Origin of the sequence: Photobacterium marinum, from assembly GCF_000331515.1 — a bacterium.
GTDB classification, from domain to species: Bacteria; Pseudomonadota; Gammaproteobacteria; order Enterobacterales; family Vibrionaceae; genus Photobacterium; species Photobacterium marinum.
In genome coordinates, this window is sequence record NZ_AMZO01000002.1 from 248,379 (window position 1) to 261,292 (window position 12,914).

At 46.3% G+C, this 12,914-nt stretch carries 9 protein-coding genes; 4 read left to right on the plus strand and 5 right to left on the minus strand.

Annotation, left to right across the window (positions count from 1 at the left end; genetic code table 11):
- Window positions 1-269: 269 nt before the first annotated feature.
- Entirely contained in the window at window positions 270-1,124 is an 855-nt protein-coding gene (locus C942_RS02495; protein ID WP_007462068.1) for a MurR/RpiR family transcriptional regulator, read from the minus strand.
- Between the two features lie 325 nt (window positions 1,125-1,449).
- Here C942_RS02495 and C942_RS02500 point away from each other — a divergent pair, with 325 nt between their 5' ends.
- The 4 genes from C942_RS02500 (at window position 1,450) to fabV (ending at window position 8,225) form a co-directional block, all read left to right on the plus strand.
- Window positions 1,450-2,298: an NAD-dependent epimerase/dehydratase family protein gene (locus tag C942_RS02500; protein WP_007462069.1), complete on the plus strand. Its 849-nt coding sequence runs from the start codon at window positions 1,450-1,452 to the stop codon at window positions 2,296-2,298.
- A 1,388-nt stretch (window positions 2,299-3,686) separates the two neighbouring features.
- Entirely contained in the window at window positions 3,687-4,361 is a 675-nt protein-coding gene (locus C942_RS02505; protein ID WP_007462070.1) for a TetR/AcrR family transcriptional regulator, read from the plus strand.
- 48 nt (window positions 4,362-4,409) lie between these two features.
- Window positions 4,410-6,686: an acyl-CoA dehydrogenase gene (locus tag C942_RS02510; protein WP_007462071.1), complete on the plus strand. Its 2,277-nt coding sequence runs from the start codon at window positions 4,410-4,412 to the stop codon at window positions 6,684-6,686.
- Between the two features lie 336 nt (window positions 6,687-7,022).
- Entirely contained in the window at window positions 7,023-8,225 is a 1,203-nt protein-coding gene (gene fabV, locus C942_RS02515) for an enoyl-ACP reductase FabV (RefSeq protein ID WP_007462073.1), read from the plus strand.
- 61 nt (window positions 8,226-8,286) lie between these two features.
- Here the strand turns inward: fabV and C942_RS02520 are convergent, their stop codons facing one another.
- From C942_RS02520 to C942_RS02535, 4 genes are all read right to left on the minus strand, one after another.
- The gene (locus C942_RS02520) at window positions 8,287-9,630 is read right to left on the minus strand and encodes an ATP-binding protein (RefSeq protein ID WP_007462074.1); all 1,344 of its coding nucleotides are present in this window, start codon (window positions 9,628-9,630) and stop codon (window positions 8,287-8,289) included.
- Window positions 9,627-10,301 (minus strand): response regulator, encoded by a 675-nt coding sequence (locus tag C942_RS02525; RefSeq protein ID WP_007462075.1) that lies wholly within the window; start codon window positions 10,299-10,301, stop codon window positions 9,627-9,629. Before C942_RS02525 ends, C942_RS02520 begins: the two co-directional genes overlap by 4 nt.
- Before the next feature lie 245 nt (window positions 10,302-10,546).
- On the minus strand, window positions 10,547-12,229 hold the full coding sequence (locus tag C942_RS02530) for an aspartate:alanine antiporter (protein WP_007462076.1): 1,683 nt from the start codon (window positions 12,227-12,229) through the stop codon (window positions 10,547-10,549).
- Window positions 12,230-12,418: 189 nt separating this feature from the next.
- Window positions 12,419-12,682, minus strand: a complete 264-nt coding sequence (locus C942_RS02535) for a GrxA family glutaredoxin (protein WP_007462077.1) — start codon at window positions 12,680-12,682, stop codon at window positions 12,419-12,421.
- Window positions 12,683-12,914 lie beyond the last annotated feature (232 nt).

Sequence of the window (12,914 nt, forward strand, 5' to 3'; positions counted from 1 at the left end):
GACGTGAAAGGTGGTTGCCACCATGTTGATAATGAAAACCGGTTTATGTGTATTTCATTGTTTATTAAGCCTTTAGTGTTAATGCTAGAAAACATCAGGCAAAAAACCAGTCGTGGTTTGGAATTATTCAGGTTGGTATTAGTGTAGTGCGTCAGTGTACAGTGTGGGGGGGAGGGCAGAGTAAAGCAGGCTGAAAAGAAAAAGCATGGATAAATACCCATGCTTTTCAGATAGTTGAATAAAGAAGTTTATGTATTGCCGTTTAGTGTTTACAGCATTCCTTCTTTAGAAAAGCGTGAATCTTTAAGTGATTCTTTTACGCGTTTCAGGTTTTCGCGGAAACCGGCACCACGGCGCAGGGTGAAACCGGTCGCCAGTACATCGATAACCGTCATCTGAACAACGCGGCTTGCCATTGGCATGTAGATATCAGTGTCTTCCGGTACATCCAGACAGATAGACAGTGAACACTCATGATCCAGCGGGGAGCCTTTGGCTGTAATACCGATAACAGTAGCGCCGTTTTCGCGGGCCATACGGGCGACTTCAACCAGGCTCTTGGTTCGACCGGTATGAGAGATCATCACCACAACATCACCGTCAGTGCAGTTGATTACGCTCATGCGTTGCATGACGATATCATCAAAACAAACAATAGGGATGTTGAAACGGAAGAACTTGTTCTGTGCATCGTGAGCAACAGAAGCTGATGCGCCAAGGCCGAAGAAAGAAATCTTCTTGGCTTGGGTCAGAAGGTCAACCGCGCGATTTACCTGCATAGGATCCAGGCTGTTTTTAGCCACATCCAGACAAGCCATCGTGGATTCAAAAATCTTGGCGGTATAAGCATCCGGGCCGTCATCTTCTTCGACGTTGCGGTTGACGTAAGGGGTACCATTAGCAAGGCTCTGCGCGAGGTGCAGTTTAAAATCCGGGAACCCTTTAGTATCTAGGCGACGACAAAAACGGTTAACAGTCGGCTCACTTACATCAGCCATTTTGGCCAGTGTTGCAATACTGGAATGAATCGCCGTTTGTGGCGATGCGATGATAACTTCAGCGACTTTACGTTCAGACTTACTGAAGTTATCTAAATTTTTCTGAATTTTCTCTAGGGTATTCATGGCGATTACCGCACTTCGTTACTGAATTTCATTAGCGGCCTTCATGCTTACACGAAGCCAATTTGATGAAACTATACTACTTTTCATGAATCTGCTCCTAGCAAATCCATGAATATGCCTTTTTCTTTTTATTATAGTTTGACAGGGATCGACTTTTTCCTTTCAGTTCTGAAAATATTTTTTAGCAAAGTGCCATTTATAAGCGAAATAATGCCTTTTTATTGTTGTTAAATTTCAAATGAAAGGAATTAATTTACAGATTGAAATAAATTAGAACTGATACGATATGTTGTCAGTTGCATTTAAAGGGGAGGAAGAAAAGAGAATGAAAATAAGTATATGTGGTTGTGGATGGCTCGGATTACCGTTAGCTAAATATTTTGTTAGTCAGGGGTATTCAGTATGTGGCAGCACCCGTGATTATGACAAAGCGGCAATGCTTGAAGCTGAAGGTATTCGGTCATTTACTCTGAAGTTGCCGGTGATACTGAGTGAGTCAGGTAACGCCGATAGCTCGTTAAGCCCTTTTTTTAGTGCAGATCTGTTAGTTGTGAATGTACCGCCCGGCAGACAGGATGGCGCGGCACAAGAGTTCATAGCCAAAATAAAAAGCCTTTCTCGGGCGGCGAAACATGCGGGTTGTAGAAAGCTGATTTTTGTCAGTACAACATCGGTTTATGGTTGCGTCAGCGGTGTTGTGACGGAAGAAAGTTATCCAAGGCCGGATACTGCATCAGGGCTTGCTCATTTTGAATTAGAGCAGTGGCTGGCAAAAGAATGGGGAGATGATGTCAGGGTACTTCGACTTGCCGGGCTTATTGGTCCGGGGCGACATCCGGTTCGTTTTTTGGCTGGCCGTGAGGGGATAACGAACGGATCAGATCCGGTAAATCTGGTGCATCTGGATGATTGCCTGGAGGCAATTAAGCAGATTGCGGCTATTTGGCCCGATAAACAGGTAATGCACCTTGCGGCACCTAGCCATCCAACCCGATGCGATTACTACACTGCGATGGCGTTAAAAGCCGGATTACCGCAGCCGGATTTCAGTGTATCGGTGAAGGGGGCAGGGAAAGAGATTGATGCAAGTCATACCTGTCAGTTATTAGGCATGAGAGTCAAACATGTTGATTTGATGCTGGAAAAACCGGAGTTGGATGTAATCACCAAGTAGTAAGCAAAAAGCCAAGGAGTAGGGTGCAGGCAAAAAAAAGCGCTGAGAACATCTCAGCGCAAAGATTCCATTTACAATAAGGAGTTAAAGCAGCAGTGGCAGTTAAAGTTATTCGTTCAAATCATGGCTGATTCATTAGCCTTGTTGAGCAGATAACATCAATCTTGTTTATTGAGACTTCAGTGAATTAGAAAGGTTCAAAAGAATTAAAGAAATTGCCATATTTTTTCTTAGTGACGGGATGCTTAGTGTGCATTGAGTTGTTGTGCATTTGTGGTGCTTGCTTTTATCGGTCAGTGACTGTTATTACTCCTTACTTTCAATATTGTGGTGATTAGATTCGTGACATTTATATTAAATGTGGTAACTGGAATCAATATTGAAAAATGACAGGTAAAAAAATCCCGCCCTAAAAAAGGCGGGGTAAACACAATTAGGAGTTTAGCAGCAGTGGCATTGGTAATTAATGAAGATGATTCGACAAATCTCCATTAATGTGAATGTCACTTAATACGACCGACGAGTTTGTGGAAGGTTCATTATTTTTTCGATTATTTTTCAATAGCCAGCTATTCAATGAGGAATTTACCTGTTTGGATTCAGGTTTTGTGTGCTTTTAGTTGCTGAATTTGCCTGAGTGATTTCTGAAGTGAAGATAAAAAAAGCCCGCTGTAAGTTCAGCGGGCAAAGGCTCTATTTACACAATTAGGAGTTTAGCAGCAGTGGCATATTCGACTAAAGGATGAATGCTTGTTTGGCGGCCAGCTAAACAAAGAATGCGTCTTTAATCTTGATGTCATTATTTATGACCGGGCGCTTTCACCTTAGTTCCGCAGAGCTGGAGAAAAAATAGAAAAAAAATTTAAGCCTTTGATTTTTTATTTTTTTGTTAAAGTCGCACGACAATATTTTTGTTGGTGTAAGCATATGGTTATGAATGAGCATGAACAAGGTGAATAATTTACTGCAGCAGATTAGTTGGGCGGAGATTTTTCATCGAACGGAAATAAAGAAGCCCATCTCTAAGTAGGGACGGGCTCTGAAGAATGTCTTCTAAGAAAAAGCAGTGGCACTATATATGACCTGCAATCATTTTGTTTGTTCCCTCTTAATTGCAATTTTCTTAATATTTTTTGTCATCCTCCCGAATGTCGGATTTTGCATCAGATTTTCCTTTTTTATTGCTCTCTTATTAATCAATGGTTTATGCACATTTTGTGCTGTTTCTCAAAAAACTAAAAACCACTGGTTATATTCGATCAGTATCACATCTTTATCGATTTATCTTATTAAGCTATCCAAAACACCTGACTTGAGGTGTTTGTGGCTTGTTAAAAATATTAATGAGATGTAAAGTTTAAACATGTGTTTAATACAGGTGAATGAAAATGGCGGGAAAGGGAGAAACAAAAGGCCGTATTCTTGACGCAGCGGAGCTGCTGTTTGCTGAACATGGTTTCAAGGATACCTCGCTAAGAACCATTACCAGTAAGGCTGGCGTAAACCTGGCTTCGGTTAACTACCATTACGGTGATAAGAAAACCCTAGTCAGGGCGGTACTTACACGTTACCTCGAAGAGTTTATGCCTGCACTGAAATCTGAACTGGAAGTACTGCTTACCCGTGACGATTTTGCTATGGAAGATGTTTTCCGTTGTGTGAAGCAACCTTTATTAGGTCTGAATCAATATCGTCCGAAGGGAGCGACTATTTTTATGTCGTTGATCGGCAGGGGCTATACCGATGTACAGGGGCACCTGCGCTGGTTTATCTATAACCGCTATGATGATGTGCTGAAACTGTTTACCACTGCTGTATGCCGTGCCAACCCCTCTTTAGACCCTGAAACCCTGTTCTGGCGCCTGCACTTCACGTTGGGAGCATCAGTTTTCACCATGGCGTCGTCAACGGCCCTCTGCGAGATCGCCGAAAATGATTTTTCACGCAAAGTCACTACGGAAGATGTGATTGAGCGACTGGTTCCTTATCTAGCTGCCGGAGTTGCAGCACCGATTGAGCAGTCGCTGTCATTAGTGCGAGAAAATCCGACAGGAACAAGATAAGCAAAACGTAATACCAATAACGATAAATGAGACAAAAGGACCTGAAACATGAGCACGTTAATTGATTTGCGAAAACGCTATCTCAGTGATCCGGCATTTAAGATGTTCAAGAAAGTATTGCCGCCGCTGTCTGATACTGAGCGAGAGGCTATGGAAGCAGGAAGTGTCTGGTGGGACGGGCAACTGTTCAGCGGTTCACCGGATTGGAATACCCTGTTGAATTATCCAAAGCCCAAGCTTTCTGCTCAGGAACAGGAATTTATTGATACTAAGCTGGAAACATTGCTCGGTATGTTGGATGACTACCAGATTGTTCAGGAAGACAGGGATTTGCCTCCTGAAGTATGGGAATACCTGCGAAAAGAAAAGTTCTTCTCATTAATCATCAGCCGCAAATATGGCGGTTTGGATTTTTCTGCCCACGCCAACTCAACCATAGTGACGCGTATTGCGACCCGAAGCCTGAGTACAGCAGTATCGGTAATGGTGCCTAACTCGTTGGGCCCAGGAGAACTGCTAAGCCATTACGGAACCGAAGATCAGAAAGATTACTGGTTGCCGCGTCTGGCAAACGGTGATGATATTCCGTGTTTTGCCTTGACTGGCCCGGAAGCAGGTTCAGATGCCGGTAGTATTCCTGATCAGGGAACAGTTTGCTACGGCGAATACCAGGGAAAAGAAGTACTGGGTATTCGTGTTAGCTGGAATAAGCGCTATATCACTCTGGCCCCGGTCGCGACAGTATTAGGATTGGCCTTTAAGCTTCAGGATCCTGATGGCCTGATTGGTGATAAGAAAGATATAGGTATTACCTGCGCGCTAATCCCGGTAGACCATCCGGGGGTTGAAATCGGCGAGCGTCATGACCCGTTGAACCTGGCCTTTATGAATGGCCCGACCCGCGGACAAGATGTGTTTATACCTATGGAGTGGGTGATTGGCGGTCAGGATTTTGTCGGCAGGGGCTGGCGAATGTTGGTGGAATGTTTGTCGGCAGGCCGTGGTATTTCATTACCAGCGCTGGGGACGGCGGTTGGTCACCTGGCAGCCAGAACAACTGGTGCTTACTCATATGTCCGTAAACAGTTCGGTATGTCGATTGGTAACTTTGAAGGGGTTGCTCAGGCGATGGGGCGTATCGGTGGCTTTACTTATATGCTGGAAGCGGCCCGAACTCTGACAACTACTTCGCTGGATATGAAAGAGAAGCCGGGTATCGTTACAGCTATCGCCAAATATCATATGACAGAAATGGCCAGAACCATCCTCAACGATGCAATGGATGTCCATGCCGGACGGGCGATTCAGCTTGGTCCAATGAATTATCTGGGTCACCACTATTTTGGTATGCCGGTAGCAATTACGGTGGAAGGGGCGAATATTCTGACCCGAAACCTGATGATTTTTGGTCAGGGTGCAACCCGATGCCATCCGTTTGTATTAAGTGAAATGGAAGCAGCAGCGAACCCGGACACAGAGCAAGGGGCTAAGGATTTCGACTCATTGCTGGCAAAACATATCAGTTTTGCCGTCGGGAACGTGGCGAAGTCGATGCTGAATGCCTTTAGTGCTTCAGCTTTCAACCGCTCACCGGTTAGCGGTGAAACTGCAGCTTATTACCGACACTTGTCGCGCATGAGTAAAGCTCTGGCGGTATCAGCTGATTTTGCAATGCTTAGCTTGGGAGGTGAGCTCAAACGTCGTGAGTTGGTGTCAGCCCGTCTTGGTGATGTGCTGAGCCATCTGTATCTGGCATCGGCAACGCTGAAGCGTTTTGAAGATGAAGGACGCCAGCAGCAGGACTTGCCTATGGTGCATTATGCGGTTCAGCACTGTCTGCACAAATGCGGAGTCGCATTTAATGAAGTCTTTGACAATTTCCCGCGTAAAGGCATTGGCCGATTGCTGCGTACCATGCTGTTCCCGTTAGGTATTCATTACCAGGCTCCGAAAGATAAAGTCACGGTTGATATTGCTAAGCTGTTGATGAAACCAGGCAGTCATCGTGAGCGCCTGACGCACTTGTGTTATATCGGTGATAAGGAATCAGATCCTGTTGGCATTATGGAGCGAGCCTTTGTTGCTATGCACGGTGTTAAGGATATTGAGCGCAAGTTGGCGAAAGCGGTGAAGGCAGGTGAGATCCCTCGCAAAGTTTCGCTCAAAGAGAAGCTGGAAATTGCTTTGAGTGCGGGGATCGTCACAGAAGCCGACGTCGAAAAAATGCACAATGCTGATCAGTTAAGGCAGAAAGCGATTCAGGTTGATCACTTTGCTGCTGATCAGTTTAAAGCAGGTGGCTTACAACCGGGAAAAGCCGCCTAAGGGCGTAAGTCCGGTGAAAATAAACCTGGTGTCTCCCATGTGCCACGCATTGCGTGGCACTTTTTTTATCTGGCTTTTATCAAGGCGTAAGTCACCAAGAAGGGCGGCTATACTGATTGTCATCTCAGTGATTCAGAACCGTACTGTAGGATTGCGATGGCACTTGTTTATTTTGCGCCATCGTGCACGAATTGATGTAAAAAACGGCAATTTGGGCAGTATATTGGTCGTCAACACCTCCAACCACTAGCCTTTTTAGCGTTTTCGCTCATAAATTTAATGCGAATTTGTCATTTACCTTTTATCCTACAGGCAATTATGTAAGGGAAGTTGAAAATGATCATCAAACCTAAGATTCGTGGATTTATTTGTACAACAACTCACCCGATGGGTTGTGAAGAGAACGTAAAAGAGCAGATTGCTTACACTAAAGCCCAGGGTCCGATTGCAAATGCACCTAAGCGTGTACTGGTAATTGGTTCTTCAAGCGGCTATGGCCTGTCATCACGTATTGCTGCTGCATTTGGCGGCGATGCTGCGACAATCGGTGTGTTCTTTGAAAAGCCAGGTACAGAGAAAAAACCGGGTACTGCAGGTTGGTATAACTCAGCGGCATTTGACAAGTTTGCCAAAGAGGAAGGCCTTTACTCTAAGAGCCTGAATGGTGATGCTTTCTCTAACGAAGCAAAACAAAAAACAATTGATCTGATCAAGGAAGACCTGGGTCAGGTTGATATGGTGGTTTACTCTCTGGCGTCACCAGTACGTAAGATGCCAGAAACCGGTGAAGTTATCCGTTCAACCCTGAAGCCAATGGGCGAAACTTACACTGCGACAGCTGTAGACACTAACAAAGACGTTCTGATTGAAGCTAGCATCGAGCCGGCAAACGAGCAGGAAGTCGAAGATACCGTTAAGGTAATGGGCGGTCAGGACTGGGAGCTGTGGATCAACGCTCTGTCTGATGCTGGCGTATTGGCTGATGGCTGTAAGACAGTGGCTTACAGCTACATCGGTACTGAAATTACCTGGCCAATCTACTGGCACGGTGCACTGGGTCAGGCGAAGATGGATCTGGATCGTGCAGCGAAAGAACTGGATGCTAAGTTGGCAGCAAACGGCGGTTCAGCAAACGTTGCTGTTCTGAAGAGTGTAGTTACTCAGGCAAGCTCTGCAATTCCTGTAATGCCTCTGTATATTGCAATGGTATTCAAGAAGATGCGTGAAGAAGGCGTGCATGAAGGCTGTATGGAGCAGATTCACCGTATGTTCACTCAGCGCCTGTACAAAGCTGATGGCTCTGCGGCTGAGGTGGATGAAGAAAACCGCCTGCGCCTGGATGACTGGGAACTACGTGATGACATCCAGAAGCACTGTCGTGAGCTGTGGCCGAATGTGACTAACGAGAATCTGTTCGAAGTTGCGGACTACCAGCAGTACAAGGACGAGTTCCTGAAACTGTTCGGCTTCGGTATTGAGTCTGTTGACTATGATGCAGATGTAAATCCACTGGTTGAATTTGATGTAGAAAACATCTGATTCTTAGTGTGATTAACAAAAAAACCGCCGAAAGGCGGTTTTTTTGTTTCTGTCTGTATTATTAGTGCTTCGGCAGATGAATCACGAAAGCCGCGCCTTCGATAGAAGCTTTTTCTACATGGATGCTGCCCTGATAACTCTTGACGATTTCATGGCAGACCGACAGGCCGATACCTTGACCGGGATTGAGCTGATCGGCACGAACGCCCCGTTGGAAAATAGCTTCACGCATATCCTCGCTTACACCGGGACCGTCATCTTCGATACGGATAATGAAGCTGTCATTGAGTTCTTTTACTGACACCCGAACTTCACTGATACAAAAGCGATAAGCATTTTCCAGCAGGTTGCCCAGCAGCTCCATCAGATCGTTGCGGTTAATCGGCAGCTTGATGCGGTTACTGAAATGATAACCCAGCTTCACGTTCTTATCATTGTAAACCTTGCTGAGCATCCGGTTGAAACTGTCGATAGCCGGTTTCAGCTCCGTCTGATCTTTTTGCAGGCCTTGTTGACCCATCATGGCGCGTTTTAGCTGGTACTGCACCAAATCATCCATCTGGCTGATTTGCTCCATGATCCGCTGATTCAGTTCAGGACGTGACAACTCACGGTCATCCAAAAGAGCATTGGTTGCAGCTAATCGCGTTTTCAGGCTGTGGGCCAGATCGTCCATCGCATGGCGGTAACGGGATTTTTGGTCGTTACTGATCTGAATAAGCCTGTTGAGTGCCAGAGTGACGTCTTGCAGTTCCATCGGGAAGTCATCATCCAGCTTATTACGCTTAGCATCCGTCATCTGATCCAACTGTGTTGCCAGTTTCCGCAATGGTTGGAAGCTCCAGTGAAATGCCGTCATCAGGAAAGCAATTGCAATCAGAACAAACAACCCCAGATAGAAAGTGGTACGTTTGTGCAGTTGGTTCAGTGAGGACTGATAAGATTCACCAGAGCGCAACACGACCAGCTGATAGCTTCTGCCGCCTTCACGATCTCGGCTCATGTTATAGGCAATATAGCTGTGGTCGTTGCTTGTTTTGATCAGGGTTGGTACCGGAATGTCATCGGGCAGCTCACTACAGATGTTGCCGAGGTTAGCAACTTTGGCCTCATCAGAGAGCCAGATGGTATGGTCTGTCATATCACAGACCACAGACATGTAGTCGGTATCGGATGGATCGATAGAATCAATCCATTTGTCGACATCCTTGATCAGCCCGGCGCGGTTGAGCTGCGCCACCACCATTGGCATCTGTGCGACCAGCTCTGACGAGTAGGCGGCCATATAGCTCTGGCTATAAAGCTGGTTGATAACCCCGGCCAGTGCAGAAGTGATAAGAACGATGATCGCCACCGAGGTAACCAGTACCCGGCGGCGTAGTCTTGGCTTGAGCAACTGACTCATTGCGCTTGCAACTCGAAGATATAGCCCTGACCACGGATAGTTGAAATCGGGTTATCCTGGCCGTTAGTGGTAAATTTCTTGCGCAGACGGCTGATCATTACCTCAATGGTATTCGGATCGCCTTCCTGATCTTCATAAAGGACATCCAGCAGGCGCTGCTTAGAAACAACCTGGCGACTGTGACGCATCAGGTATTCCAGCAGATCGTATTCAAAGGCGGTCAGTTCCAGTTGGTTCTCATTGATAAACACCTGCTTGGCCAGCAGATCAACACGAATATTACCGGCTGTCATTTCTGGTTTTACAAAACCGGCACTGCGGCGAACCAATGCGCTCAGGCGGGCTACCATCTCTTCCTTCTGGAACGGCTTAACAAGGTAATCATCAGCGCCAGCCTCAAGACCTGTGACTTTATCCTGCCAGTTAGAGCGGGCAGTCAGGATGAGGATTGGCAGGCGAAGGCCCTTGTTGCGGATATCTTTGATCAGGCTGATGCCGTCTCTGTCCGGAAGGCCGATATCAACAATAGCAACATCATTAGGGTAGTTCTCGGCAAAGAACAGTCCTTCCTCAGCAGTACCGGCACACTGTACCTGGTTACCCAGCTCACCCAGCTGTGATTTGAGGTGGTGACTCAGAATCGGGTCATCTTCGACGATAAGAATACGCATAGTTTTGATTACCAATAATAAATGTTTCTATTCAATATACTGAATAGTAAAGAGAGTGGCGAATATTCAGCAACTTAAATGTGTGTTATACCAAACTAAACAATTTCGAAGGTGAGGTTGCTATTCAGTTTGGTATCAGCACGCTTAAAATTGCTTGTACTGATATCACTATAGGCGAAGGGACTGAATAGATGCTGACTCAGGGGGAGGATTGATGAGTCAGCATCGAAAAATGATAGGTTTACTTAGTTCAGAATGATCAGCAGAGTACCTGCAATGGTCAGCAGCACGTTGGCAATCGCATAGGTTCCGGCATAACCCAGAGCTGGAATTGTACTGCGGGCATGTTCGTTAATCATGTCCATTGCCGGGGCGCAGGTTCGTGCTCCGATGATGGCTCCGAACAGCAGTGCACGGTTCATTTTCAGTACGTAAGCACCGAACAGGTAAGCCAGCACAACCGGGATAACGCTAACCATCAGGCTGGTGACAAATACGGCCATACCGACCTGGGCCAGAGAGCTGAACAGGTTCGAACCAGCGCTCAGGCCGATCCCGACCATAAAGACCATCAAACCGAGATCTTTGGTCATGTTCAGCGCTCCTTGCGGTACGTAACCGAATGTCGGGTGATTTGCCCGCAAAAAGCCCAGGGTGATACCTGCCAGCAGCAGACCGGCAGCGCTACCCAGACCGAAGGCAATCTGGCCGAAAGCCATGGTAATCGCACCAATTAGCAAGCCGACGATGAAGAAACAGCAGAATGCCAGTAGGTCGGCAATCTGACTGTGAACCGAGATGAAACCGATGCGTTCAGCAAGCCCCAGTACTCGGCTTTTCTCGCCACTGACCTGCAGGATATCCCCTTTGTTGAGCAGGATATTATGATCCATCGGCATTTCAATCTGAGCTCGAACAACGCGGTTCAGGAAACAGCCGTATTCCGACAGATTCAGATCTGACAGGCGCTTGCCAGCAATGCTGTCGTTCTTTACCACGATTTCTTCTTCTACCACGCGAAGGTCAAGCAGGTCACGGTCGAAAACTTCTTTACCGTTACGGAAGCTCGGATCTAGTCGGGCATGGCTGTCTGGATAACCAACCAGCGCAATTTCATCCCCTTCCTGCAAAATGGCATCACCGTCCGGGTTGGCAAGGATACCGTTACGGCGAACCCGTTCGATGTAACAGCCAGTCTGGCGGTAAATACCCAGTTCACGCAGGTTGCGGCCGTCAATCCAGTTAATCAGTTCAGGGCCGACACGGTAGGCACGGATAATCGGCAGGTACACTTTACGCTGAGCGACTTCTCCGATGCCGCGTTCACGGGCAATTTGCTGTGAGGACTCGGCAAGGTTTTGCTTTTGCAGCTTTGGCATCAGCTTCGCCAGCAGAATTAGGCTGACAAGGCCAACCAGATACGACATGGCATAACCGACGCTCAGGCTGTCGACCATTTGCTGGATGGTAAAGCTGTCGCTGATCCCAGAAAGGCCGCTGTTCAGGGCATCTTTTGCACCTACCAACACCGGTGTTGCTGTCAGAGAGCCAGCCATCAGACCTGTTGCCAGACCTAGGTCGAGGTTGAGGTTATGGGCCATGGTCAGGGTAATCACAATCGATGAAAGTAGTACTACCAGTGTTAGTAGCAGGTAGTGCTTACCATCTTTAAAGAAAATACCAAAAAAGTTCGGGCCTGCTTCAATACCGACACAGAAGATAAACAGCATAAAGCCGATATTCAGGGCCTCGGTATCAAAAGTAAAACCGGCATTACCGAATAACAGAGCGGTGATGAGCACACCGATTGAATTACCTAACTGGAGGTTAGCAATTCTTAGTTTTCCGATACTCAGACCAACGGCAAGAACAACAAAAAGCAACAGAATATCATTCTGATGAAGGAGGGCGGCGACATCGATATTCACAACAACATTTCCGGAAGAAGGGTGGTAGCAATAAACTGGATGGATTTTAGCTGATTTTAATCTTGGGTTATACCGAAATATGAGCAAACAAGATAAAAAAACTACAATCTACCTGGTTGCTCCCAAAAACGGTAAAAATAAAAGAAGGCTGACAAATCAGCCTTCATTAAATCTTTGTTAGTAAAGAAATTATTGGAATAGGCCAAGATTTTCTTTTGCGTAGGCTTCGAACTCAGTACAGCCACCGATATGCTCTTGATCAATAAAGATTTGTGGTACTGTTTCTACTGGTTTTCCTACTGTTTTTTCTAGGTCTGCTTTGCTGATACCTTCGGCGTGGATATCAACATAACGGAAGTTGAAATCGTCTCGCTCTTCTTTAAGTTTTTCTGCCAGCTCTTTAGCTCGAACACAAAATGGGCAACCTGGGCGACCGAAAATAACAACGAACATAATCTCTCTCCTTTAATTTTGATGGAATTACTATAACGTGACAGCGCGAGCGGAGAAAGCGGGTTTTATCACTTGTTGCGATAGATAAAACCGATTGTTTAATTAGGTTAACGAAGCTTGCTTTCAACCAAGTGTGATGGGGGGCCAGTTCTGGCCTGTAGTTAGCTTTATCTCGGTAATTTGTTGTTCAGAATCAAAATCAGGAACCCGTTAGCATGCACACTCGATGATA

Coding starts and splice junctions, on each gene's coding strand:
- C942_RS02495 (WP_007462068.1), bottom strand. CDS start 1,124: ATGAATACCCTAGAGAAAATTCAGAAAAATTTAGATAACTTCAGTAAG.
- C942_RS02500 (WP_007462069.1), top strand. CDS start 1,450: ATGAAAATAAGTATATGTGGTTGTGGATGGCTCGGATTACCGTTAGCT.
- C942_RS02505 (WP_007462070.1), top strand. CDS start 3,687: ATGGCGGGAAAGGGAGAAACAAAAGGCCGTATTCTTGACGCAGCGGAG.
- C942_RS02510 (WP_007462071.1), top strand. CDS start 4,410: ATGAGCACGTTAATTGATTTGCGAAAACGCTATCTCAGTGATCCGGCA.
- fabV (WP_007462073.1), top strand. CDS start 7,023: ATGATCATCAAACCTAAGATTCGTGGATTTATTTGTACAACAACTCAC.
- C942_RS02520 (WP_007462074.1), bottom strand. CDS start 9,630: ATGAGTCAGTTGCTCAAGCCAAGACTACGCCGCCGGGTACTGGTTACC.
- C942_RS02525 (WP_007462075.1), bottom strand. CDS start 10,301: ATGCGTATTCTTATCGTCGAAGATGACCCGATTCTGAGTCACCACCTC.
- C942_RS02535 (WP_007462077.1), bottom strand. CDS start 12,682: ATGTTCGTTGTTATTTTCGGTCGCCCAGGTTGCCCATTTTGTGTTCGA.